Origin of the sequence: Paenibacillus sp. OAE614 (assembly GCF_040546645.1) — a bacterium.
GTDB classification, from domain to species: domain Bacteria; phylum Bacillota; class Bacilli; order Paenibacillales; family Paenibacillaceae; genus Paenibacillus_AQ; species Paenibacillus_AQ favisporus.
Window position 1 is genome coordinate 6,649,149 of record NZ_JBEPOD010000001.1, and the last position, 23,380, is coordinate 6,672,528.

The 23,380-nt window shown below is 54.6% G+C and carries 22 protein-coding genes; 7 read left to right on the forward strand and 15 right to left on the reverse strand.

The window, feature by feature from the left end; translation table 11 throughout:
• Window positions 1-15 precede the first annotated feature (15 nt).
• A complete protein-coding gene (locus tag ABIE48_RS30415; protein ID WP_192716127.1) occupies window positions 16-1,926 on the forward strand; it encodes an S-layer homology domain-containing protein in 1,911 nt (636 codons plus the stop codon).
• A gap of 145 nt (window positions 1,927-2,071) precedes the next feature.
• Window positions 2,072-2,446 (forward strand): hypothetical protein, encoded by a 375-nt coding sequence (locus tag ABIE48_RS30420; RefSeq protein ID WP_192716128.1) that lies wholly within the window; start codon window positions 2,072-2,074, stop codon window positions 2,444-2,446.
• A 52-nt stretch (window positions 2,447-2,498) separates the two neighbouring features.
• Here ABIE48_RS30420 and vanT read toward each other — a convergent pair whose 3' ends face one another.
• The 4 genes from vanT to ABIE48_RS30440 all read right to left on the reverse strand — a co-directional run bounded on the left by vanT (window position 2,499) and on the right by ABIE48_RS30440 (window position 6,749).
• A complete protein-coding gene (gene vanT / locus ABIE48_RS30425; RefSeq protein WP_354520285.1) occupies window positions 2,499-3,710 on the reverse strand; it encodes a serine racemase VanT catalytic subunit in 1,212 nt (403 codons plus the stop codon).
• Window positions 3,707-4,531 (reverse strand): D-alanyl-D-alanine carboxypeptidase family protein, encoded by an 825-nt coding sequence (locus ABIE48_RS30430; RefSeq protein WP_354520287.1) that lies wholly within the window; start codon window positions 4,529-4,531, stop codon window positions 3,707-3,709. Before ABIE48_RS30430 ends, vanT begins: the two co-directional genes overlap by 4 nt.
• Entirely contained in the window at window positions 4,528-5,589 is a 1,062-nt protein-coding gene (gene vanG / locus ABIE48_RS30435) for a D-alanine--D-serine ligase VanG (RefSeq protein ID WP_192716130.1), read from the reverse strand. Before vanG ends, ABIE48_RS30430 begins: the two co-directional genes overlap by 4 nt.
• A 170-nt stretch (window positions 5,590-5,759) precedes the next feature.
• Window positions 5,760-6,749 carry a zinc-binding dehydrogenase gene (locus ABIE48_RS30440; protein WP_192716131.1) on the reverse strand — a complete coding sequence of 330 codons (990 nt, stop codon included), beginning with the start codon at window positions 6,747-6,749 and terminating at the stop codon, window positions 5,760-5,762.
• Between the two features lie 132 nt (window positions 6,750-6,881).
• Between ABIE48_RS30440 and ABIE48_RS30445 the strand changes: the two genes are divergently transcribed.
• Window positions 6,882-7,748, forward strand: a complete 867-nt coding sequence (locus ABIE48_RS30445; RefSeq protein ID WP_192716132.1) for a LysR family transcriptional regulator — start codon at window positions 6,882-6,884, stop codon at window positions 7,746-7,748.
• A 55-nt stretch (window positions 7,749-7,803) separates the two neighbouring features.
• Here the strand turns inward: ABIE48_RS30445 and ABIE48_RS30450 are convergent, their stop codons facing one another.
• The 6 genes from ABIE48_RS30450 to ABIE48_RS30475 form a co-directional block, all read right to left on the reverse strand.
• Window positions 7,804-8,418: a DUF2812 domain-containing protein gene (locus tag ABIE48_RS30450; protein WP_192716133.1), complete on the reverse strand. Its 615-nt coding sequence runs from the start codon at window positions 8,416-8,418 to the stop codon at window positions 7,804-7,806.
• Window positions 8,405-8,743: a PadR family transcriptional regulator gene (locus ABIE48_RS30455; protein ID WP_116233052.1), complete on the reverse strand. Its 339-nt coding sequence runs from the start codon at window positions 8,741-8,743 to the stop codon at window positions 8,405-8,407. Before ABIE48_RS30455 ends, ABIE48_RS30450 begins: the two co-directional genes overlap by 14 nt.
• A 129-nt stretch (window positions 8,744-8,872) precedes the next feature.
• A complete protein-coding gene (locus ABIE48_RS30460; protein ID WP_192716134.1) occupies window positions 8,873-10,168 on the reverse strand; it encodes an FtsW/RodA/SpoVE family cell cycle protein in 1,296 nt (431 codons plus the stop codon).
• The gene (locus ABIE48_RS30465; protein ID WP_192716135.1) at window positions 10,168-10,497 is read right to left on the reverse strand and encodes a PadR family transcriptional regulator; all 330 of its coding nucleotides are present in this window, start codon (window positions 10,495-10,497) and stop codon (window positions 10,168-10,170) included. The genes ABIE48_RS30460 and ABIE48_RS30465 overlap by 1 nt, the downstream gene beginning before the upstream one ends.
• A gap of 210 nt (window positions 10,498-10,707) precedes the next feature.
• Window positions 10,708-11,436 carry an amino acid ABC transporter ATP-binding protein gene (locus ABIE48_RS30470; protein WP_089549357.1) on the reverse strand — a complete coding sequence of 243 codons (729 nt, stop codon included), beginning with the start codon at window positions 11,434-11,436 and terminating at the stop codon, window positions 10,708-10,710.
• Window positions 11,429-12,880, reverse strand: coding sequence for an amino acid ABC transporter substrate-binding protein/permease (locus ABIE48_RS30475; RefSeq protein ID WP_192716136.1), 1,452 nt, complete (start codon window positions 12,878-12,880; stop codon window positions 11,429-11,431). Before ABIE48_RS30475 ends, ABIE48_RS30470 begins: the two co-directional genes overlap by 8 nt.
• Window positions 12,881-13,323: 443 nt before the next feature.
• On the opposite strand from ABIE48_RS30475, the gene ABIE48_RS30480 reads away from it, so the two are divergent.
• From ABIE48_RS30480 to ABIE48_RS30490, 3 genes are read left to right on the forward strand one after another with little or no spacing between them, the layout of a single operon-like run.
• A complete protein-coding gene (locus tag ABIE48_RS30480; protein ID WP_192716137.1) occupies window positions 13,324-13,989 on the forward strand; it encodes an ArsR/SmtB family transcription factor in 666 nt (221 codons plus the stop codon).
• Complete coding sequence (locus ABIE48_RS30485; RefSeq protein ID WP_192716138.1) at window positions 13,962-15,107, forward strand: cysteine desulfurase family protein; 1,146 nt, start codon at window positions 13,962-13,964, stop codon at window positions 15,105-15,107. Before ABIE48_RS30480 ends, ABIE48_RS30485 begins: the two co-directional genes overlap by 28 nt.
• A gap of 54 nt (window positions 15,108-15,161) precedes the next feature.
• The gene (locus tag ABIE48_RS30490; protein WP_192716139.1) at window positions 15,162-16,466 is read left to right on the forward strand and encodes an MFS transporter; all 1,305 of its coding nucleotides are present in this window, start codon (window positions 15,162-15,164) and stop codon (window positions 16,464-16,466) included.
• Window positions 16,467-16,704: 238 nt separating this feature from the next.
• Here ABIE48_RS30490 and ABIE48_RS30495 read toward each other — a convergent pair whose 3' ends face one another.
• The 4 genes from ABIE48_RS30495 to ABIE48_RS30510 form a co-directional block, all read right to left on the reverse strand.
• Window positions 16,705-17,181 (reverse strand): SgcJ/EcaC family oxidoreductase, encoded by a 477-nt coding sequence (locus ABIE48_RS30495; RefSeq protein WP_354520292.1) that lies wholly within the window; start codon window positions 17,179-17,181, stop codon window positions 16,705-16,707.
• Between the two features lie 357 nt (window positions 17,182-17,538).
• The gene (locus ABIE48_RS30500) at window positions 17,539-18,927 is read right to left on the reverse strand and encodes an FAD-dependent oxidoreductase (RefSeq protein ID WP_192716140.1); all 1,389 of its coding nucleotides are present in this window, start codon (window positions 18,925-18,927) and stop codon (window positions 17,539-17,541) included.
• A 300-nt stretch (window positions 18,928-19,227) separates the two neighbouring features.
• Window positions 19,228-19,674 (reverse strand): Hsp20/alpha crystallin family protein, encoded by a 447-nt coding sequence (locus tag ABIE48_RS30505; RefSeq protein ID WP_192716141.1) that lies wholly within the window; start codon window positions 19,672-19,674, stop codon window positions 19,228-19,230.
• Between the two features lie 199 nt (window positions 19,675-19,873).
• Window positions 19,874-20,815: a helix-turn-helix transcriptional regulator gene (locus tag ABIE48_RS30510; protein ID WP_192716142.1), complete on the reverse strand. Its 942-nt coding sequence runs from the start codon at window positions 20,813-20,815 to the stop codon at window positions 19,874-19,876.
• 143 nt (window positions 20,816-20,958) lie between these two features.
• On the opposite strand from ABIE48_RS30510, the gene ABIE48_RS30515 reads away from it, so the two are divergent.
• On the forward strand, window positions 20,959-22,137 hold the full coding sequence (locus ABIE48_RS30515; RefSeq protein ID WP_354520295.1) for an epoxide hydrolase family protein: 1,179 nt from the start codon (window positions 20,959-20,961) through the stop codon (window positions 22,135-22,137).
• A gap of 71 nt (window positions 22,138-22,208) precedes the next feature.
• Here the strand turns inward: ABIE48_RS30515 and ABIE48_RS30520 are convergent, their stop codons facing one another.
• The gene (locus ABIE48_RS30520; protein ID WP_192716143.1) at window positions 22,209-23,096 is read right to left on the reverse strand and encodes an ADP-ribosylglycohydrolase family protein; all 888 of its coding nucleotides are present in this window, start codon (window positions 23,094-23,096) and stop codon (window positions 22,209-22,211) included.
• Between the last annotated feature and the right edge of the window lie 284 nt (window positions 23,097-23,380).

Here is a 23,380-nt window from a genome sequence, read left to right on the forward strand (position 1 = left end):
ATGGAGGATTCATCGATGGCAAGAAAAATAAGGCCGGGCATTGTTGCAGCGTGTCTTGCCCTGATCATGCTGCTTACGCTGGCCTTTCCGCAGCGGGCTTTTCTGGAAAGTGGCATGATCATTTTCATTAAAACGCTGACTGGAAAAACCATTACGCTGAACGTTGAACCGTCGGATTCAATAGAGCAGGTTAAACAGAAGATTCAGGATAAGGAGGGCATTCCACCCGACCAGCAGCGCCTGATTTTTGCCGGAAAGCAGCTTGAAGATGGCCGGACGCTCGCGGATTATAACATTCAGAAGGAATCCACGATCCATTTGGTGCTTAGGTCCTCTCTCCAGGCGAGCGATTTTGATCTGGCGACCACGAAGAATTCGGTTCTAGCGTTTACGGAAAACATGTTTGCAGGCCACATTAGCGGGAGCGGAGAAGACGCTTTGAACAGCGTGCGGATTGTCTCACTGCCTGATCCTGCTATGGGGAAACTGGAGCTTACAGACGGGGACACCTCGAAAGACGTGGTCGAGGCTGAAGAAATTGATGTTTCCGATTTGGGGAATTTGAGATTTGTCCCTGCACCCGATTTCATAGGCACGGCTTCATTCACCTGGAGAGCCAAGACCAATGCAGGCCTGGTCTCCACGGAAGCTAAAGTCAATATTACGATCCAAGAACAACCATTGAGTAATAATGCTAATTTGAGCAGTTTGACTTTTTCGGCGGGGCAGTTGAGTCCGGAATTTGATCCTGCCGCCTCGGCTTACAAATTGTCGGTGCCCTGTGGCGTTTCAGAAGTGACGTTGAAAGCCACGGTGGCGGATTCGAAAGCAACGATGACGATCAACGGCAGTCTGGCGGTAAGCGGACAGGAGACTCGTGTCTCGCTAAAACCCCTCTCGACGGAAGTTTCCTTGATCGTCACCGCACAGGATGGGACGACAGGTCTGTATACAGTGGAAGCATCCCATCCGGACGACTGCACAGCTCCCGCGTGGCCGACCGATAGCCGCTTGACCTTTTCCGGTGTCACGTCAGGAAGCCTGACCCTGAACTGGCCGGCGGCGAAGGACGACACCAGCGTAGCATCCTACCGTGTCACGTCCGGTTCAGGCGACGCAGTGACAGTCAGCAGCAGTGTCTATGCGTATGACGTTGCCGGGCTGGTGGCCGATACCGCCTATACGTTCAGCGTCACCGCCCTGGATGCAGCCGGCAACGAAAGCCTGCCGCTGAAGGGAAGTGCCGTAACCGCCAGCAAGCCTGGCGGAGGATCCGGCTCCTCGAGCAGTTGGCCTTCTACTACGCCTGCCCAGCCGTTTCAGGAGCTGAAGCCTCCTGCCGAGCCGGACCCTGAGCCGGAGCTGCCGACGCCTGAACCGGATCCGTTCAGCGATATCGCCGGCCACTGGGCCAGTGCGGATATCCTCCGGGCGGTGGAGCTGGGGCTGGTCCGCGGCTACCCGGACGGTACGTTTGAGCCAAACATGCCGGTTTCGCGGGCGGAATTCACCGTCATGCTGGCGCATACGCTGAATTTGCAGCCTCGTCAGGATAACCCTCCGCACCGGTTTACCGATCAGGACTCGATCGGGTTCTGGGCCGTAGATGCGGTGAACGCCGCGTACCAATCGGGCGTGACTGCCGGATATCCGGACGGAAAATTCCGGCCCTGGGCACCCATATCCCGTGCGGAGATGGCGGTCATGACCGCCAAGGCACTGGGCCTGACGCAGGAAGCCGCGGGGCGCACCTCGTTTAACGACGACGCCCTGATTCCGGCGTGGGCGAAGCCCGCAGCGGTCGCCCTGGAGGAGCGTAGCCTGACCGTGGGCCGCGACGGCCGGAACTTTGCGGCCGCTGCCAGAACGACCCGTGCCGAGGCCATTGTCATGCTGCTTCGCCTGATGGACGATCAGCAATCCTAGGGTTCTGCGCTTAAAAATGGTCTAACATGTAAAGAACCACCGCCTGCATTGAACTATTCTCTCGTAGTTAGGCATCCGCTAACCGTTGGAGGTTCATTCACAAGGCGGTGGTTTTTTTACATCACGGAAAAGAAAGGGGAGCCAAATGAAACGGAGTCGAATTGAGGCCAGTCAAATCGTTCTTACTCTGTTCTATCCCATGGCTTTCTTCTGCTTTTTGAGTCTCTATCAGCCGCTGGAATCGTGGGCGATCCCTATTACCGTTTTGATTCTATTTAGCTTGCTGTGGGAAAACCTCACCTATCTGCTGATATCCAACCTATTCACCTGGGTGATCGCAATTCCTCTATGGTTGGTCATCGTAGCACCAAAGGAAGAACAAACCTTCGCTATTTTCACGGCCTCCCTTCCGTTCATCATCCTGCTATACATCGGGTGCGTTCTCATCCCGGAAATGCTGATCGTCTCCGCAAAAAACTTCATCATAAAAGAGTTCAAGCGCCGAAATACAACGAAGTGACGGGGTAACCCAACCATAGCTATAAACGCAAAAAAGCCGCTGTCCCCAGCGGCTATTCAACATATATGCGCTGCACCCGGCTGCCGATCCGGCTCACGATTTCGTTAGTGACCGTTCCGCAGCGTGCGGCGATCTCGCCGGCGGTGATCTGCTCATCGCCATCTTGGCCGATCAGCGTGACGGTGTCCCCTAGCATTACGCCGTCGATACCGGTGACGTCGACGGTCAGCTGATCCATGCAGATGCTGCCGATGATGGAGGCCCGCTGCCCGCGGATCAGGACTTGTCCACCCCCGTCCGACAGCATCCTTGGAACGCCGTCGGCATAGCCGATGGACACTGTCGCGATCCGGATATCGCGTTCCGGCACGAAGCGGCGTCCGTAGCCGACCGGCTGGCCGGCCTGCACCTCCTTCACCTGCGTCACGGTCGCCTTGAGCGCCAGCACAGGCCGCAATTCGGCTTGGCACCGCACGGCGTCGCCCTCCTGGCTGAGCAGGCCGTACAGTGCGATCCCCGGCCGGGCCCGGTCATAGCGCAGCTCAGGGTAATTCAGCATGCCGTAGCTGCTCTGAAGATGCACAAGGCCCGGATCGATGCCCGCTTCCTTGATTTGCGCGACCACACCATCAAAGTGAGCGATCTGCCGGCGCGTAAATTCGGTCTCCTCCGGTCCAAGTCCGTCCGACATGGACAAATGACTGAATATACCCGTCACCCGAAGATTGACAAAGTCATAGCACTGCAGAATCGACTCCGTATCCTGGTGGGGCACGCCGAGCCGGTTCATGCCGGTATCGATTTTGACATGAACCTCCAGGTCGATACCGAGCGCCTCCAAGGCCTGCCCGTATTCCAAACTTACCATCGTCTGCGTCAGATGGTACCTGGCTAAATCAGCGGCCCTCTCTGGATCGGTGTAGCCAAGGATTAGAATCTCCCCCTGGATGCCTTGTTCCCGCAAAAGGATCCCTTCCCCGATTTCCGCCACAGCGAAGCTATCCATCCCCGAACGGTTCAAATGCCCCGCGATCTCCGTAATACCGTGTCCGTATGCATTAGCTTTAACCACCGCCATCAGGCGGCACCCGGAAGGGAGAAGCCGCTGGAGCTCTGCGGCGTTATGCCGCAAGTGATCCAGGCTGATTTCCGCCCACGCCCGGTGGGATAAGGAAGGCCGGGCCTCTCTCCTTTCGCCTGGAGAAGTAAGCGAGTATCCCCATCTCACAGGGAATGTATCTGCCCGAAGACGATGCGCCCTCAACCCACCAGCCCCTTCCGCAAATCATGGAAGACGGTGATGATGCAGCCGTCCACATTGTTCCCTGAGCACTCCACCCTCGTTTCGGGGCGGACCTTAATCGTCAGCACCTGCTCTTCTTCATGAACAGGAACATAGTACATCTCCACAAGATGTTCCTTCACCTTTTTGAACAGATGCGGACCATCTAGGGTGAACTGCTTCAAGTAGTCCGTGTATTCCTCCAGGCACATCCCATACTGCTCCATGATGATGGCATGCGGCACGCCCACATAGCGAAAATGCCAAGGCTCGCAGGCAATGTGCGTCAGATGCTCTTTGCCCTGCTTGTAACGCTGAATGAAGCCATGCTCCGCTGCCAGCTTCCGGAAAGAGGCATAAACGCCACCCTCCGGAAACGAAGGGCATAAATAGTCGACCCCCGTATGCTTATCGCCCACATCGGCCGCCAACCCGGTCTGGTGTTCGCTTTCTCCGGGACGAGCCACGTAACTCGCAGTAAAAATCTCCCCGTTCTCCACCAGCGACCGGTCGTAGATGCGCTGCTGCTCCATCGCGGTGCGGTAGCCGCTGACCACTCCGATGCCTCCCCGGCCCCCGCAGGCGTCCAGCAGCGTCTCCAGCTGCTGCAGGCAGCTGCGTTCCAGACGCATCACCCGCTCATGAGTGCTGGCATGAGCGAGTGATTCCACGGGAGCGAGGCTCTTGGAATAAGGCGCCTGGCGGAGCGGATGCTCGCTGTTAATGAGAACCAGGTGACCCCGGTGAACCATGCTCGGCTGGATATGAATCACGCGGCCTTCCGTGCCTACAACCCCGATCATCGGACCACCTCCATCGCTTCGGCCAGCTGGATCAGCCGGTCCATCAGGTCCGGGTACGGCAGGTGGCTGGCCCGCATCATGTTCGGATAGCGGCTGGCCGACGTGAAGCCGGGCATCGTGTTCACCTCATTGAATACAATCCGCTCCCCTTCGGTAATAAACATGTCCACCCGGGCCAGGCCTCGGCAGCCGAGCGTCCGATAGACGCGGCGCGCGGTCTCTTTGACCCGGTTCGCCGTTTCTTCCGAAATCCGGGCAGGCAGATGGATCTTAGACGAAATCAGCTGGTATTTTTCCGTATAGTCAAAAAACTCGCCCTGCAGCTCGATCTCGTCAATTTCTCCGATGAACGGTTCCCGATGACCCAGAACCGCGCAGCCCACTTCAAATCCGGCAATGTTCTGCTCGACCACCACCTTGTCGTCATGCTGCAGTGCCTCACGGATGCCGTCCATTAGCGCCAGCCTGTCGTACGCTTTCGTAATACCGAAAGAAGAACCGGACTTGGCCGGTTTAACGTAGACGGGATAGCCCAGCGTCTCAGCCGATTTGGCGGCCGCATACAAGTCGTCTCCTGCGAGGACCGTGACCGAACCCGCCACTTCCACTCCGGCCGCCTTGACCAGCTTGCTGGCAACCTCCTTGTCCATACAAAGGGCGGAAGATAGTGTGCCGCAGCCGACAAAAGGAATGCCCGACAGCTCCAGCAGCCCCTGCAGCGTGCCGTCTTCCCCATTTTTGCCGTGAAGAACCGGGAATACGACGTCCACCGGCGTCAATCGGTATTCCGTCCCGACCAACTCCACGATTCCGCCCGTTTCCCTGCTTGGCGGCAGAAATGCCGGGATGCAACCCGGATGCTGATGCCAGCTGTCCCTGCGGATCTCCTCCGGATCTCCGTGGTACCTCAGCCAGGCTCCCTCCCGGGTAATGCCGATGAGCACCAGCTCATATTTGGCCTTGTCCAAATGATCTATGACGGAAGCCGCCGATTGCAGCGAGACTTCATATTCTGTTGAGCAGCCGCCAAACAGCACGGCGATCGTTTTTTTCTGCATCTCTTTCTCCCCATTTCCGGTCCGGTGCCCGCTCCGCGTGAGCGCCTGAGCGTGAACCTAAGATGCTTTTGATTATAGGGAGAGGATGTTAAGCAAACAGAAATTAATATTAAAGGAAATCTAAAGAAAGATTAAAGAGCCGGTCCGCTGGCATGAACGGGCATCCATGCTCAACCGATGCAGAGCCCGATGTTGCCAAACTGCTCGCCGGCAGTCATTCTCCGGAACGCAGCCGGCGCTTCGTCCAGCGGATACATCCGGTCGATCAGAGGCCGAATGGCGTGCTCCTTCATGAACCGAAGCATCTCTCCGAACTCCTCGCGGCTCCCCATCGACGTACCGATCCATGACAGCTGCGGAAAAAACAACGCCCTTAGCGGGACCTCCACCGTGTCACCGGAGCTGGCCCCGAAGCTCACGATCCGGCCGTTCGGCTTGATCACCTCCAAGTATTTGGAAAAGGTGGCCGGACCGATGCTGTCGAGGATCACGTTTACCTTCTCCCCTTGCAGCCCCTCGTTCCAGTCTCCACTGCTGGAAAAAGCTCCCCGCACAGCATAACGCCGCGCTTCTTCAAGCTTGGCCTCGCTTCGGGACGTGACGCTGACGACAGCCCCCGCAGCTTGGGCCATGAGCATGGCGCAGGTTGCAACCCCGCCTCCAATGCCCGGGATAAGCACGTGCTCGCCAGCCTTGATTTGCGCCCTCGTAAACAGCGCCCGGTAGGCCGTGAGCGCGGATAAGGGCAATACTCCCGCCTCCTCCCAGGTCAGGTACGCCGGCTTCCGGAAGGCGTTGTCCACGGGGATGACGACCGTCTCGGCAAACGTCCCGTCCGTAGGCCCGCCCAGGATTTGCGGCACCACCGGTACCGTTTCGGTTCGATCCCAACCGATCGTCGGATGGATGATGACCTCCGTACCGGCGGTCAAACCAGCCACTCCATCGCCTACAGCATCGATGACGCCTGCGCCGTCGGAGCCCAGGATGAGCGGTGCATCCGCCGCACGGCGTCCCTTCATCAGAAACAGATCACGGTGATTGAGTCCGGCCGTCTTTACACGGACCCTGATCTCCCCGGGACCCGGCCGCTTCGTTTCCGCGTCGGCGACCCGCAGTCCGTCCAGACCGCTCCGGCCATGATGAATAGCTGCTTTCAAATGAATCTCTCCCTTTTTTCCGGCCTGTGTAGGGCCGTTTTGGGATTCATTGTATAGGCCGCTTTAGAGCATGTAAAATGATTAGTAGTGAATATGGCGTTCAGTCAAAATGAAGTCAGGATGGTGAGCCGAATGGAAAGTGGAGATTTGCGTATATTCCGTGCGGTAGCGGAGGAAGGAAGCATTACACGGGCGGCCCAAAGGCTGCAATATGTTCCCTCCAACGTCACCGGCCGGATTCGCCAGCTGGAGGAAGGTTTACAGACTCCACTGTTTATCCGGAGCAACCGGGGGATGGAGCTGACACCGGCCGGCGAGCGCCTGCTTGGATACGCGCGTCAAATTCTGAACTTGCTTGATGAAGCGGAGAAATCCGTGCAGGCGGAGGATGCGCCGCGGGGGCCGCTGCGGATCGGGGCAATTGAATCGGCCGCGGCAGCTCATCTGCCGGAACGTCTGGCCGCTTACTACGCCCGCTACCCTCATGTCAGCCTGTCCCTCGCCACGGGCAATTCCCGCGTGCTCATGCAGCAGGTGCTGGACCGCGAGCTGGACGGCGCTTTTGTGTACGGCCCTGTCCCGCATTCCCAGCTGGAGCAGATTCCTTCCTACGATGAAGAGCTCGTGCTGCTCTCCGAGGCCGGAGCGGCCAGCCTGCAGGAACAGCTGCAGAAGCCGATGCTCATTTTATCGACAGGCTGCACCCACCGCTCCAGAGTGGAGCGCCTGCTGGCCGAAGCCGGAGTTCAGCATCCGCAAATCATGGAGTTCGGTTCGCTTGAAGCCGTGCTTGGGGGTGTGGCTTCGGGCCTCGGAGTAGCGCTTCTCCCAAGGTCCAACACCGTTCAGATCCCCAACGAGAAGAACCTTGAAGCCTTGACGCTGCCGGAGTCCTACCGCGAGGTCGTGGTCTATTTTATCTATCGCCGGGATGTACCGTTGAGCAGCGCGCTTCGCGCTTTTCTGGAGCCGGAGAAATACACCGGGCCGTCTGCTTAAAAAAAAGGACGATGCCGGCAAGCGCAGCATCCTCCCTATTGACTCCCATTCGGCATTACTGCTGCTGGGACTTGTCGTATTCCTTTTTGGCTTTGTAAGCGAAAACCGAGTAGACGATAATCATGGCCGGAATGACCATCCAGACGATTCCGCGGAACAGCGCAAACGGCGTCTCGAACAGGAACGCCTGCCAAAATCTTGGGCCGCTCATTTCCCACAATCCCGGCGTGTAATACAGCGATTGGGGCTTCATGATGACGGACGCGTCAATGGCATCGGTCGAAATCAGCGCCGCGAAAATCGGGATAAAGCAGCAGCACAGCGTCATCCACATGTCGGAAATCCGCTTACACCGTGCCGCCTTGGAGTCGGCATCGGAGAAAATATCTTCGTTCCCCTGGTCACCGTTCTGCTTGAAATATTGAGCCCCCGACCCCTTCGTGCCGGCGACATGCGTCCAGCCGCTGTCCTCGAAGAGGGCAACATAATCCTCAAAGTCCCGCTGATTCTTAAACGTGCGGAAGTCGATCCGGTAGTTGGCTTCCTCCGGTACGCTTCGCTCGAATTGATAGCCGAAGGATTTCCGGACTAGCGTATAGCCCTGCCGGGCCATGTCGTTCAGCCACTGTTCTTCCTGGTCCAAATTCGTAAAAAATTTATATTTTTTCATGCAGCAACTCCTCCTTGCCCCACTGCATATTGGTCACTTCGATCATGTGGCGCATCCGCTCGTAATCCTGTCTAAGCATTTCCCGTCCCAGATCCGTGATGACATACACCTTGCGGCGGCTGTCCTCGCTCGCAGTCGGCTGGATGAATTTCTGCTTCAGCAGGTTGTCCACCGCCCCGTACAGCGTGCCGGCCGCCATCCGGACCTGCCCCGCGCTGAGCTCCTCCACCTTCTGCATAATCAGGTAACCATGCGCCGGCTCCAGCAGCGCCAACAAAATATAATATACCGTTTCGGTCAGCGGTAAATGTTTATCTCTGCTCAATGAAGTGCCTCCCTTTTGCTCAGTCACACTTTATATCGTTCAACTGTATAATTACACTATATACAGTGTCACTGTATATTGCAATAGCAAAAAGACCAAAACCCGAAAGTATTGGGCTTGGCCTAAATTTCAAACGGTCTCCATCCTTGCGGGAAGCATCTGCTTGCGCCGATAGATCGATAACAGCAGCCCCATGGCGCAAAAATCAATCACCTGCGTGAACCCGCCATAGCCGACAAAGGGCAGGCTCTGCCCCACGATGGGCACCACGCCGTACGCCATAAGCAGCGGCCACAACAGCCGAATGCCAAATACGACGATGAACGCGGAAAATATACAGGTGGCATATTCATCCCTAATGGACACACTCATCTTCCAAATTCGTATCATGAATCCAATGACCAGCAGCCCGATGACGATCCCGGCACCCCATCCAAAACAGTAAATGAGATACGGGTACATCGATTCGTCATAGATAAACGGGAGGGTCTCGTTCGCTGCCGCAAATCCGTGGCCCGTCCACCCCGCCGAACGGATCGCTCCGATCGTCTGCAAGGTCTGGTAATCCTTATCCTTTTCGCTCAAAAAGGAGTGCAGGCGTTCCACAAGGTAAGGGGTCTGCGTCAGTTTGAGTATGTACAAACAAAGGATCGGCAGTCCGATAGCCAGCAGTGGAAACCGGTTGTGCCGCAGTGCAATGATTCCGAACCCCGCTAAATAAATGCAGCCGTACAGCAAGGAGCCGCTCTGCCAATACAGCACGACCGGAACGGCCATTTGGACCCCGAACTTGATCCAGCCGACAATATCGCTGCGCCGGAACTTATAGTTCAGTCCTGAAGCCGCAATGAGCAATGGCAATATGGATGCAGCCATCACATTAATGCCGAAGGGACCGAAGGCCAAGTACACGTTTTCCCCGTTTATGTTGTTGCCTGTCATCATCGGTAAAACCATTAAAACGATGGTCCCGCAGAACAAGTTACCGGAATACTTTTTCAGCTTTCGGTAGTCCAGAAAATAATAAATAAACAGACCTGCAAGCCCCAATACAACAATAAAGAGCTTCTTCTCGACCAGTTGGATGGAGCTCCACAGCTGCAAACCAGACATCTGCACATTCAGTAATCCAAACAACCCCACAATCGTCAGCAGCCCTAATAGAACAACAAGCTTCCAGTCGAACGCAGGTTTATGCGCCCGGTGAAGGCTTCGTCCGATGTCGTCGGGATTGCCCATCAGCTTAATCGCTTCCTGCGCGCAATGCTCTTCTGCAACTCCTTCGGATGCCAGCATGTCCATCCGTTCCGCAATATGACTCCCCAGCTCCTCACGTATTTCGGCATGCATGGATTTCACGCGGATATGCCGGCACACCCGGTCGAGAAACTCCTGAACCGCCGCATCCTTTTCCACAGCCCGCATCAGATTCCCTCCCCGATCACCGTATCGACCGCCGTGCGGAACCGGACCCACTCCTGCTGCTTTTCTTTCAGCTGACTCCGACCCTGGTCGGTTATCCGGTAGTACTTCCGTTTGCGGCCGTCATGTGTGCTCCAGTACGCTTCCAGCCAGCCTTCCGACTCCAGTGAGTGCAGGATGGGATATAACGTTCCTTCCTTCATGGAAAAGACGCCCTCGGAGCTCATCTCGATTTCCTTGATTAATTCGTAACCGTACATTTCCTTCTTGTTCAGCACCGTCAGCAGCAAAATGACCGTGCTGCCCTTGAGAAGCTCTTTATTAATCGCCATGATCTTCTCCTAATACCTAGATTTACAATACATCGTAATACTATGTATATGAGTATATCGGACAGCATTTGGATTGGCAATAGATGGGGACAAAATGACAAAAGCCCGGCCAAGCAGCCAACGCTGCCCGACCGGGCTTTCATCCAAACCGCTGTGATCACCGGGTAACGGTTCATCACGTACGCGGCTTCACTCATGCTTATAGCGTGCTTACAGCACCTTCTCCAGGAAGCTGATCGTACGCTCGTTTTTCGGCCGGCCGAACACTTCCTCCGGCGGTCCTTCCTCAACGATGTAGCCGCCGTCCATGAAGATGACCCGGTCCGCCACCTCGCGGGCGAAGCCCATCTCATGCGTGACGATCATCATCGTCATGCCTTCGCGGGCCAGATCCTTCATGACGCCGAGCACTTCGCCGACCATCTCGGGGTCGAGCGCCGACGTCGGCTCGTCGAACAGCATGACGTCGGGATTCATCGCGAGTGCGCGGGCGATCGCCACCCGCTGCTTCTGCCCGCCCGACAGCTGGCTCGGGAACGCGTCCGCCTTGTCGGCGAGTCCGACGCGCTCCAGGAGGCGCATCGCCGTTTCGCGCGCCTGCTTCGCGTTCATTTTGCCCAGCTCCATCGGAGCGAACATGATGTTCTTGAGCACGTTGAAATGCGGAAACAGGTTAAAATGCTGGAACACCATGCCGATGTTCTCACGTGCTTTGTTGATGTCCGTCTTCGAATCGTTCAGATCCTGGTCATCAACGATGACACGGCCTGCAGTGATGTCCTCAAGCCGATTGATGCAGCGCAGAAACGTACTTTTCCCCGATCCGGAAGGACCGATTACGCACACGACCTCGCCTTCCTTGACCTGCATATCGATTCCCTTCAGCACCTGATTGGCGCCGAAGCTCTTCTTTAATCCTTCAACTCTGATTTTACCCACGGCGCAACCTCCCTTCCAAGAAGCCTGAAAGTTTCGTTAAGATCGTGATCACAATCAAATACATGATGGCTACAACCAGCCAAATATCAAATGACGAGAACGTTCTGGCGATAATAATTTTGCCGGACTGCGTCAGCTCGACCAGACCGATCGCCGACAGAATCGACGTATCCTTCAGCGTAATGACCAGCTGGTTGATAAACGCCGGAATCATGACACGGATCGCCTGCGGGATGATGATCTTCATCATCGCCTTGTGGTACGGCAGACCGAGCGAACGGGCCGCTTCCATTTGGCCGCGGTCGATCGACTGAATACCGCCCCGGATGATTTCCGTTACATAAGCGCCGGCATTCAGGGTCAGCGTCAGAATGGCCGCCAGGAACAGCGGCATCGTGAAGCCGAACGCCTGAGGAATACCGAAGTAAATAAAGAAAGCCAGGACGATCAGCGGAATGCCGCGGAAGACGTCGACGAATACCGTTGCCAAGCCGCGAAGGAACTTATTGCGACCCACCTTCATAAAGCCGAAGATCAACCCCAGGATAAAGGCGAAGAACAGCGATACGATCGTGTACAGCAGCGTCTTGCCCAGACCCGTCAGCAGCGGTGGCAGCGAATCCTGAATCAGTCCCCAGCGGCTTTGATTTGCCGGTCCGGACGCATTTTCACCCAGATATTTCTCGAGAATCTGGTCATACTCCCCGCTGGCTTTGAGATTGGTCAGGCCGGTATTGAACTTTTGCATCAGCTCCTGGTTCTTGCCTTTGCTGACCGCAAAGCCGTAGGAGCCGCCTGCTTCCTTCTCGGTTACGATTTTGAGACCGTTGTTCTGGTTCACGCCATAAGCCAGCACGGGATAATCGTCAAAGCAGGCCACGGAGTTTCCAGTTTTGACATCGTCATACATTTGCGAGGAATCGTCGAACGGGACGATGGTGAACCCGTACTTCGGAGCGATGGATTCAGCGAAGCTGTAGCCTTCTGTACCTGTCTTTACGGCTACCTTTTTCCCTTTCAAATCCTCATAGCTCTTGATGGTGTCATTGTTCTTGCTGATGGCCATCACCACTCCGGATTCGAAATAGGACTCGGAAAAGTCGAATTTCTGCTTCCGTTCGTCGGTAATGCTCATCCCTGCGATGACGCCGTCCACCTGGTTCGACTCCAGCGCCTGGACGGCTGCGTTAAAGCCCAGCGGCTTGATCTCATACTTGAAATTCTGATCCTTGGCGATGGCCTCCATCAGATCCATGTCGATCCCGACAAACTTGCCGCTGACGTCCTGAAACTCAAACGGAGCAAACGTAATGTCGGTACCGATGACATAGGTTTTGCCGGAATCCGGCGCAGCTGCGGCGCTCCCCGTCCAACCGGACCATCCGGTCACCACGAGGAGCAGCAGCGCTAATGAAAATAATGATACCTTTTTGGATAATTTCATGTGTCCTCCCCTTCTCGGTCAACGCCGAATGTTGTCCCCTTCATACTTTTTCTTTTTTGGTGGCAGGTATTCTCCCACCTAGTATCCTATTTTACCAAAAAACCAATCATTCCTAAAAATACATTTTCAACCATTTAGAATGAACTAAAGAAATGAATGATATAAGCCATATTGAACCGCTATAATAGAAATCCCGTGTGCAGTACTTTAGTTCAATCTAACCATTAACCAAGAAATTTACTACTAAGACTAACACAGTCTGCAGATAAAGGAAGCAAGTTAGCTATCATTCATTACCCATTCAAGACAAGTTTGCCTAACCATCATTAGAACTTTCGTAAAATATAGTCAAGCTATGAGCTCATTATGATCTTGACGGTCAATGATAACCGCGACTATAATTCAATCAATTAATTGAATATTATAGCAAGGTGGGAATAGATATGGACCATGATTTTCCCGTTCGTGCTTTCAAAGACGACTTGTACCGGCAGTTTGCCCGAATCGGGAAATGCCTGTCCAGCGATAAACGGCTCGAGCTCATGCATTTGTTATCCCAAGGACCCAAGTCTGTTGAAAAATTGGCCGAGGCCACTGAAATGAGCGTAGCCAACGTATCGCGGCATCTCCAAATTTTACTGGATGCCAACCTGGTGAAGTATAGCAAGCGGGGGACGTATGTCATCTACTGCTTGGCTGGTCCCCATATTGAGGGCTTTTTGAATGCTCTATGGCGAATGAGCGAAACGCAGCTGGCCGACATCACCCGGGTGAAAACCGACTTTCTGAGTCAGTGCGAGGATGTACAAACCCTGTCTTTAAATGAAGTATTGCGCAAAATGGACGAAGGCAGCATGATCTTACTGGATGTACGCCCGGCCGATGAATTTGAGGCAGGACACATTCCCAGGGCGATCTCCGTTCCGATGGAGGAGCTTCATCAATATCTGCAAAGTCTGCCCAAGGAAACTCCAATCGCTGCATATTGCCGCGGACCTTACTGCGTTGCAGCGGCCGAGGCGGTTGAGAAATTGCAGCGTGAGGGCTTTACAGCATTCCGGGTGGAGGAAGGAGTTTACGAATGGCGGGAATTTCAAGCACAGAGGTAACGAAACGCATTTATCTGGACCATAACGCCAGCACTCCGTTAGATCCAGAAGTGCTCCAGGAAATGCTGCCGTTTTTCGAGCAGCACTATGGCAATCCTTCTTCGTCGCATTGGGCGGCGGCTTCACTCAAAGAAACGATCGAGCACGCCAGAAGCCGGATCGCCGCAGCGATCGGGGCGAAATCCAGTGAGGTGATTTTTACCAGTGGAGGAACCGAGGCCAACAATCACGCTTTAAAAGGGGTTTACTTTGCATCCAACCAGCCCCGCAGACATATCATCACGACAACCATTGAGCATCCGGCGATTCTCAATCCCTGTGCCTTCCTCGAAACGCTGGGCGCTGAAGTGACCTACGTTCCCGTTGATCACTGGGGCCGGGTGTCACCGGCAGATATCGAGCGTGCCATCCGCGAGGATACCATCCTCATTTCGGTCATGCACGCCAACAGCGAGGTTGGAACGATTCAGCCCATTGAAGAGGTGGCCAGTATCGCCAAACGCTACGGTATCCTGATGCATACGGATGCTGCACAGTCTTTTGGCAAAATCCCGGTGAACGTCGATGCCTTGGGCGTCGATTTGTTATCCATCGCCGGCCATAAGCTGTACGCCCCCAAAGGCATCGGCGCACTGTATGTGCGTGAAGGCACGGCGCTTGCCCCGTTCGTACATGGGGCAGGTCACGAATCCGGCCGGAGGGCAGGAACGGAAAATGTGCCTTATATCGTCGGTTTGGGCAAAGCCGCAGCACTGGCAGCGCAGAAGGTCGGTTCCCGTGAAATCCGACACCTCCGGGAGGCATTGAAGGAAGGGCTCAAGGAAGCCTTTGGAGACCGGGTCCGGTTTAATGGCGATCCCGGCAACCATCTGCCCAACACGCTCAACGTAAGCTTCCTCGGGCTGAGCGGGCAGGAGATTTTGGGCCGTTTTCCGGAAATCGCCGCTTCCACCGGATCCGCTTGCCACTCCGGAAGCACAACCCTTTCACCGGTGCTGCGGGCGATGGGCCTTAGCGATTACGAAGGGCTGGGAGCGATCCGGTTCAGCTTGGGCCGGTACACCACCACAGAAGAAGTGGAGACCGTCATTTCTTTATTCCAGGACCGTCTGAAGTGAGGGAGCTGTCAATCATATTTCAATCGGTTCGTCTAATATAGGGAGGAAAAATAGATGTCAGAGACCACGGTTGTAGAAAGGGTGAATCCCCTCCCTGCACCTCTAAGACAGTACGTTGAATCGCCTGAGAGGCAGCGGCAGCTCCATAAAAGGACGATGTTGATCGTCATCATATCGCAAATTTTCGGCGGGGCCGGTTTTGCTGCAGGGGTTACGGTAGGAGCGCTGCTTGCCCAAGACATGCTTGGATCCGACAGCTATGCCGGGGTTCCTTCCGCATTAATTACGTTAGGATCAGCAGCTGCAGCGCTGATCGTCGGCCGTCTGTCCCAGCGGTTAGGGCGTCGGACGGGGTTGGCAGCGGGCTTCCTGGCAGGTGGGCTTGGTGCGCTAGGCGTCGTTTTGGCAGCCCTCATAAGCAATCTGGCACTTCTCTTTATTTCTTTGCTGGTGTACGGCGCCGGTACGGCTACAAATTTACAGGCTCGATATGCCGGAACGGATTTGGCCTTGCCAACACAGCGGGCTAAAGCGATCAGTGCCGCTATGGTCTTCACCACATTCGGTGCAGTGGCCGGACCGAATCTGGTCAATATCACGGGACGGTTTGCCACTTCCATAGGTTTCCCAGCGCTTTCGGGTCCATTCATGCTGGCTGCTGCAGCATTTATTATAGCCGGCGTCGTCCTCCTCATCTTCCTTCGGCCAGACCCGCTGATCGTAGCCAAGGCCATGGTGGAGGCACAGCGGGCAGATGAAAGCCTGAACGGAACGCAGAACACCGGTGTAAATGACGCGGCCATTAATAAAACTGGAATCATGATCGGTGCGACGGTGATGGTGCTGACCCAAATCGTGATGGTGGCCATTATGACCATGACACCGGTCCACATGAAGCATCATGGACACGGGCTGGGCCAGGTCGGCCTCGTCATCGGCATCCATGTGGCTGCGATGTTTCTGCCTTCGCTGATTACCGGCGTTCTAGTCGATAAGTACGGACACACTCTGATGTCCTATGCTTCCGGAATCACCTTGCTTGCGGCAGGCTTGTTGGCTGGGCTCGCGCCCGGAGAATCGATGGTATTTCTCGTTCTTGCGCTTGCCCTCCTTGGGCTGGGCTGGAACTTTGGTCTGATTAGCGGAACGGCAGCCATTGTTGACGCGACGCCTCCACATACTCGGGCGAAGACCCAAGGCACGGTGGATGTGCTCATTGCCTTAGCCGGGGCTTCTGGAGGAGCTTTATCCGGCATGGTTGTGGCCCAATCCAGCTACTCTACACTTTCTTTGGCCGGAGGGTTCCTGTCCCTGCTTCTGATTCCGGTTGTCGTCTGGTCGCGGAAAAAGAAAGCCTGATACGGCGATCTTCAACCGATACTCCCTCGTGACTTTAATTAGGAACCGTCAGGTTTGGTATTAAGGTGATCATCATAATAGTTTCCCCTTTCGTTTTTTCGGTTAGATGCAGCGACAGCCGGCGGACGAAAGGGGTTCTTTGGTGAGGGAAAAGACCGGCTGCTCTGCTGCTCTTTCGGGTAATGCTTCAATCGTTCCCAGGCTGATGCACCGATCAGGCCATCCTCCTGTACCTGTCTCAACGAAGCTGCTGCTGAACAGCCCGCCGCGAGCTCATCTTCGTGAATATTTTTTGCATCAAACCCGGTCCGGAAATCCGGCTGTTCTGAAACGCGGCGATGCGCCATTCGCCGTTTTGCTTTACAACCACATTCGTGTTAATGGAGTCACGTTTCTTTGGCGCCTGCTTCTGCCATCTCATTTTGACGGCGCCCAGTCCGTGAAAGATCGCCAGCTCCGGCGTAATAAAATCGATTTTCGCAATCTCCCCGTCCAGCGTAGACCCTCTCAATACGCCGTTCCACAGCTTCTGATGCACATCGGCGATCGCCTTTCTTCCTTGCAAATGCTCGCCTTGAAAAGTAACATAGTCGGCCTTGTCGGTAAAGCATGCTCCGTAGGCCTCGCCATCCCCTTTTCCCCAAGCCCATTTCAGCTTTTCAAACAGCTGCTCAATTTCTTTCCGGTCTTGCGCCTGATTTGTATTCATGTTCATCTTCCTTCATCTCCTTTGATTGAATGGCCGCCTGATTATGCGGATTTCTTTGCTATTCAAGAAACGGTTCGCTGACATTAACTGGACCCATTAATTATCTTGATACATATAATATCTTGATTAACTAAGATAATATGCGGACGGAGGTGATTTGTCAATAGATTCCTTAAGTTTTTTTTAAAAGAAATAAAGTACATTCCGCCCCCCGTCAGCGAAAAAGCAAAAAAAATCCCGGCCCCTTCGGGCCGGAATCAAGCATGGTTATGGTGTTGGCAAGAAGCAGGCTGGCAATCCCGCTTCCCGCCGGAATGGAATTCCTCGTGGTTGGAATGATTCAGTAAATAACTCGTTATTACATTAAACGGCTAATTTCGTTTGGACCGCGGCTTCCGGAGCCGTCTGCTCCTTCTTCATTTCCTCCATGGCGGCCAGTCCGGCCGTATTCAGCACATTCCACGGCTTGTTGTAATGCGGCTGGAAGAAGAAGTCTACAAAAGCCAGCTCCTGCACCTTCATCCGGTTCTGGATGCACACCGACAGCGTATTGGCTGCTTGGGTCATATCCGCCTTCGACATCACCTGGGCTCCGACGATCCGGCCGCCGTCCGCTTCGAAGACCAGCTTCAGCATGACATCATCGTAGGTCGGCATGAACTCCGGACGGTTGTTTTCATGGATTGTTACAGTTTTCACATTCAAGCCTGCAGCAAGTGCGGCGGCCTCAGTCATGCCCGTCGAAGCGATGTTCCAGTCAAACAGCCGGATGGCCGACGTTCCCTGGGTACCTTGGTAGCGCACGGTCGGCTGCACTAAGTTCATACCTGCCAGCGTACCCATCCGCACCGCATTGGTGGCCAGCGGAATGTACATCGCCGTTCCCGTCGGATTGTAGCGTACGGCGCAGCTGTCGCCAGCGGCCAGTACATCAGGGTTGCTCGTGCGCATATAGTCGTCGACGATAATCGCGCCGCTTCGCAGCATGTCAACCTGGCCTTTCAGCAGATCTGTGCCGGGGCGGAAGCCGATGCACAGCACAACCATATCGGCTTCAAACGTGCCGTCTGTGGTGACGACCTCGCACACTTTGCCTTCGCTGCCGCGGAAGCCTTCCACCGTCCGGCCCAGCGCCAGCTGCACACCGCGGTCCTTCAGCGTCTGCTCGGCCAAGTCGGTCAGATCGCGGTCAAGGTACTTGGCCATGACACGGTCCATGTTGTCGATCAGAGTGACCTGCTTGCCAAGCTCGCGGAACGCTTCGACCAGCTCGATGCCGATATACCCGGCGCCGATGACGGTGATGCGCTCTGCATCCGCAGCGCGGGCAATGATGTCCTGGGCGTGAGCGTAGTTTTTGCACAGCTGGACATTGTCCAGATCGATTCCTTCCATTTTCGGAATAACCGGCCACGAGCCTGTGGTGACCACCAGCTTATCATAGCTGTCCGTAAACTCTTCGCCGGTCACCAGGTTGCGGACATTCAGCGTCTTGGCGTTGGTGTCGACGGCCAGAACTTCGTGCCGCATCCGGGTCACAGCGCCGAGACCGGCCAGCTCTTCCGGATTGCTGTAGAACAATCCGCCAGCGTCCTTAACGACGCCTCCGACGTGAAGGGCGATGCCGCACGACAGGAACGAAATGTTATCGTTGCGTTCGTACACCGTAATTTGGGCTTCCGGGTGCTGCATGGCAATGCTTTTCACAGCGGCGGTTCCGGCATGGGTACATCCAATGACTGCGACTTTCATGGTAATTCCTCCTTATAGGGAATGAAATGGATAATGTGAAACGGAATGGATAACTTAATGGATAAGCAGCGGAATGAAGGACACTGCTCATTTGTGAAATAATGCACAATATACTTTAAAAAAATATTTCCGATGATTTAGCTGCCTTGATCTATTTGTGATTTATATCACAACCTCTTTATGGCTTAATCATACACCTTACCTCTCACCTTTGCAAGGGGTTTGTGAAAAAAATCTCAAAATTATTATCTTAACAAAAAGCACCCCGTCCGGGATGCTTCATATCAATTTACTATATGATTAGATGTCTTCGCGAATTTGAATGCGTTTGGTGCGGTTGTTCGGCTGTTTTGGAATTTCCATGTTCAGTACGCCATTTTTCAGGGATGCGTTAATACCGTCTGCATTTATATCAGGTACGTAGAAGCTGCGCGTGTATTCGCCATAGCGGCGTTCTCTGCGGACGACTTGTTCGTCTTGGTTGTCCACGCTATGGTCTTCCTTGCGAACGGCTTTGATCGTCAGGTAAGGCTCAGCGTAGCTGATCTCGATATCTTCTTTTTGAAAACCGGGCAGCTCCGCCTCCACCAGATACGATTGCTCCGTTTCCCGGATATCGGTCTTGAAGGACGTCAACGATCCTTTGAAAGATGTAAACCAATCGTCGCTGAACACGTCGTTAAAGGATTTCACCAATTGTCCAAAGGCATCTTCTCTGCGTTTTCCAAAAGGAATCAAGTCAAACATGCTTCATTTCCCCTTTCAATTTGACCTTGTTTGACCTTACGACTTTATTATATGCCTGTGGGTGTGAAATGACAAAAACGATTACAGATGATTACACGCGATTATAGCCTGATTTGACTCGTTTTATGGTGGATTTATCGTGAAAATTATTATTTTGACCTTATTTGACCTTTAGATAATCGTATGTAAATTTTCTGCCTTAATCCTCGTAATTCCCCGCCGTTTGTACCGCCATATGCCGGATCTTCTCGGCTACATAGGCTGGCTCAAGCACCCGCAAATCCGGTCCGTAGCTGAGCAGCATGCCGTACATCCAATGATTATCCGGGTAACTCGCCCGGACCAGCAGCGATCCGTCCGCTTCCGTCTCCACGTTGTCAACGCCAAAAGCCTCCTCTACCCGTACTCTCAGCCGCGGCTTAAAACGCAGCAGGAGGGAAACTGCCGGTCCGGTCTCCTGGTTGCCCCACCTTGCATCCAGTTCTTCCATGCGCACGCCGCGGGACGGAAATTGTTCCAGATGCACCTTTAAGCCGCTCAATCGGGAAACCCGAAACGTCCGATAATCCTGACGGGTTCGGCAGTAGGCGTATAAGTACCAGGCGTACCCCTTCCAAGCCAGGCCGATAGGCTCGACTTCGCGCTGCTCGGCCGTCCCTTCCGTATTGGTGTATAGGAAGGATACCACCGACCGGTGCTTAGACGCCTGCCTTAGCGAAACGAGGACCGACTTGTCCTTGATTCCTCCTCCATGCCACAGGTTGGTGTCAAACACGAGCGTTTCGCCCTCTTCCTCCATTTGGTCCTGCTCGGATTTGGCGACAAGCGCCTTGATCTTGGTCAGCAGATCGTCCATTTCCCGGTCATCCAGCGAAGCTTGTACGCCTTTTAAGGCGACGAGAATCGATTTCAGGTCTTCCAAAGTGACGATCTGCCGCTCGATCCGGTACTTCTCCATAATTTCATAGCCGCCATCCGTTCCCGCGTAGGAGACAATCGGAATGCCCGCGGCGTTGATCGTCTCGAGGTCGCGATAGATCGTGCGCAGCGACACCTCGTACTTATCGGCCAAGGTTTGGGCGTTCACCCTGCGCCGGCTCAGCAGGATCATCGTAATGCCAAGCAGCCGTTCTACTTTCAAGCTACCCCTCTCCTTCATCTAAGAAATGGCGATTCACAAAAAAAGATCACTTTTTATATCCACTGCATTTCTCGCTGACATACTGTTGTCAAGATGGGGCGCCTACAATAAAGACATAAGAATCCCCAAGGAGGATGTTAAAAATGAAAATGTTCGCTAGTAGCCCAACCAATCCAGGTACGATCCGCCCCTTCCGCTTGGAGACGACGCAGGCAGAGATCCAGGACCTCAAGCAGCGCTTAAGCATGACCCGCTGGCCGGATGAGCTTCCGGGCGCAGGCTGGAATTACGGAGCACCGCTCTCGTTTGTGAAGGACATGGCAGCTTACTGGGAGCACTCCTTTGACTGGTCCAAGCAGGAACAGCGCCTCAACAGCTATCCTCAATTCACGGCGACGATTGACGGTGCGAACATCCACTTCTTCCATATTCGTTCCTCCGAGCCGGGTGCAGTGCCGCTCATGCTCATTCACGGATGGCCCAGCTCCCCTGTGGAATTCCTGAAGCTGATCGGTCCGTTGACCGATCCCACATCGTACGGCGGCGACGCCGCAGATGCCTTTCACCTGGTCATCCCTTCGCTGCCGGGCTTTGGCCTGTCAGGCCCGACAACCGATACGGGCTGGAGCCCATCCCGTGCAGCCCAGGCGCTGGATGCGCTCATGACGCTCCTCGGCTATGAGCAGTACGGTGTGCAGGGCGGGGATATGGGCGCCATGATCGCACCGGAAATCGGCCGCATCGCCGCCGGCCGCGTCATCGGGGTGCATGTCAACGCGGCGACCATGGGCTTTGTGCCGTTCGGGGCTATCGAAGACGACGTATTTGCATCGCTGACCGATGCCGAAAAGGTGCGGGTCGGTCGGTTGGGGCATTTTATGAAGGAAAGATTCGGGTTTAACATGATCCAGTCCACCAGACCGCAGACGCTCGCTTACGGGCTTCACGACTCTCCGGCCGGACTTCTGGCCTGGACCTGCGAATTGTTTAACGGTTTTGGCGATACGGTCGATGCCGTGGACCGTGATACGTTTCTCACCAACCTTATGCTGTACTGGCTGACGGGAACGGCTAACTCCTCTACGCGCATGTATTACGAAGGCGCACACGACCCGGGTGCCTGGGCTCCGAAAGACATGTCGCCAACTCCTGTCGGTGTCGCGATGTTCCAGTTATCCGATGTGGCGATCCGCCGCTTCGCCGAGCAGGGCAACCGCATCGTACATTGGAGCGAGTTCGAGCGGGGTACGCATTTTGCCGCGATCGACGCACCGGATCTGATGATCAAGGACATCCGTACGTTTTTTCGGAATGTGCTGTAACAGTTAAAGTGGATAAATGTAGGGTGGCACCTGAGCGGTGCCCTTTTCCCTTTTATTGCTGCGGCTTCTTTTTACGATGACGTTGAATTCCTAAACTCATACAACTGCGAGACCACCCGCTCGAGCCGATCCTTGATCAGGATGGCCTCCGCATACTTCGCCGGGATCCCCTCATAGCCGTAATAGATGCCCGCCAACCCGCCGGCGATCGCCCCGATTGTATCGGAATCGCCGCCCAGGTTAGCAGCCCGCTGCACCGCATCGCTGAAGTCGGTCGCGTGAAGCAGAATATGCAGCACCCATCGGAACGTATGGACCACGAACCCGCTGGGAGGACATTCTGGTTCGTCTTCGATCATCCCTTCATACTCGCTGCCCTTGATCTCAGCCAGGATGGCTTCGCTCAGATCCTCACCGCGTATTAGACGATCGGCAATGCGATTATAGATAACGCAAGCTTCCGCGCACCTTGGATCGTAATGCGTCATGCGTGATTGCATGATTGTCACCCGCTCAACCTCAGCCGGGTCGTTGTATGCCAGCACAGCCGGGAGGCATCGCATCAAGGAGCCGTTCCCGCCGCTCTGACCCATGTCTGCGTGAGCAATAAAAGCGGCTTCGAGCCAATCGCCCTCATATTTTTCAAACACATGCCGGATGATGTTCCCGATGTCCTTGGGCCGCGATTGATACCATTCGAGAAAATGACGCCCGATCGCCTCCATTGGCTCCGCGGGATTTTCCAGAATCCCTTCCGCCACGCAGAGCGTCATCATCGTATCGTCGGTTACTTCCCCCGGTTCGAGCTGCCATACCCCTCCGCCGATGATCTCCGTCAAATAGCCATATTGGGCTTTTACTTCCCGGACACTCATAAACTCCGTCGTTCCGCCAAGCGCGTCACCCACAGCCACGCCGAAGAGGCAGCCCTTCAAGCGGTCGAGCATTTGGTCCTGCATGCCAACACCCCGCGTTCTAATGAAATATTTGAAAAGAAGTCTGTTCTATTAGTTATGATTATAGCAAGTGCATTCTACATCATCCATTCCATAGATGCAGCGAACTTCCGGCGGCCCGGCCGACCGAACTTCGCGTGATTCCCCTTTTCTTCTGCTCTCAGAAATATATCAAAAAAGTACGATATCTCCTTTCATTTGCTGTAAGACGCACATTTCAGGCGAATGGTATCATCTTGGCGGGAAAGGAGGATTCGTCGAGTAAAATGTAAGCGCTTAATAAACAA

Excerpts from the sequence above, each read along its gene's own strand:
- ABIE48_RS30480 (WP_192716137.1), top strand. The coding sequence starts at position 13,324 with ATGGACCATGATTTTCCCGTTCGTGCTTTCAAAGACGACTTGTACCGG.
- ABIE48_RS30515 (WP_354520295.1), top strand. The coding sequence starts at position 20,959 with ATGAAAATGTTCGCTAGTAGCCCAACCAATCCAGGTACGATCCGCCCC.
- ABIE48_RS30485 (WP_192716138.1), top strand. The coding sequence starts at position 13,962 with ATGGCGGGAATTTCAAGCACAGAGGTAACGAAACGCATTTATCTGGAC.
- ABIE48_RS30495 (WP_354520292.1), bottom strand. The coding sequence starts at position 17,181 with ATGAACATGAATACAAATCAGGCGCAAGACCGGAAAGAAATTGAGCAG.
- ABIE48_RS30460 (WP_192716134.1), bottom strand. The coding sequence starts at position 10,168 with ATGCGGGCTGTGGAAAAGGATGCGGCGGTTCAGGAGTTTCTCGACCGG.
- ABIE48_RS30475 (WP_192716136.1), bottom strand. The coding sequence starts at position 12,880 with ATGAAATTATCCAAAAAGGTATCATTATTTTCATTAGCGCTGCTGCTC.
- ABIE48_RS30465 (WP_192716135.1), bottom strand. The coding sequence starts at position 10,497 with ATGGCGATTAATAAAGAGCTTCTCAAGGGCAGCACGGTCATTTTGCTG.
- ABIE48_RS30420 (WP_192716128.1), top strand. The coding sequence starts at position 2,072 with ATGAAACGGAGTCGAATTGAGGCCAGTCAAATCGTTCTTACTCTGTTC.
- ABIE48_RS30520 (WP_192716143.1), bottom strand. The coding sequence starts at position 23,096 with ATGCAGGACCAAATGCTCGACCGCTTGAAGGGCTGCCTCTTCGGCGTG.
- ABIE48_RS30505 (WP_192716141.1), bottom strand. The coding sequence starts at position 19,674 with ATGTTTGACTTGATTCCTTTTGGAAAACGCAGAGAAGATGCCTTTGGA.
- ABIE48_RS30500 (WP_192716140.1), bottom strand. The coding sequence starts at position 18,927 with ATGAAAGTCGCAGTCATTGGATGTACCCATGCCGGAACCGCCGCTGTG.
- ABIE48_RS30450 (WP_192716133.1), bottom strand. The coding sequence starts at position 8,418 with ATGAAAAAATATAAATTTTTTACGAATTTGGACCAGGAAGAACAGTGG.
- ABIE48_RS30490 (WP_192716139.1), top strand. The coding sequence starts at position 15,162 with ATGTCAGAGACCACGGTTGTAGAAAGGGTGAATCCCCTCCCTGCACCT.
- ABIE48_RS30445 (WP_192716132.1), top strand. The coding sequence starts at position 6,882 with ATGGAAAGTGGAGATTTGCGTATATTCCGTGCGGTAGCGGAGGAAGGA.
- ABIE48_RS30415 (WP_192716127.1), top strand. The coding sequence starts at position 16 with ATGGCAAGAAAAATAAGGCCGGGCATTGTTGCAGCGTGTCTTGCCCTG.
- ABIE48_RS30430 (WP_354520287.1), bottom strand. The coding sequence starts at position 4,531 with ATGATCGGGGTTGTAGGCACGGAAGGCCGCGTGATTCATATCCAGCCG.
- vanG (WP_192716130.1), bottom strand. The coding sequence starts at position 5,589 with ATGCAGAAAAAAACGATCGCCGTGCTGTTTGGCGGCTGCTCAACAGAA.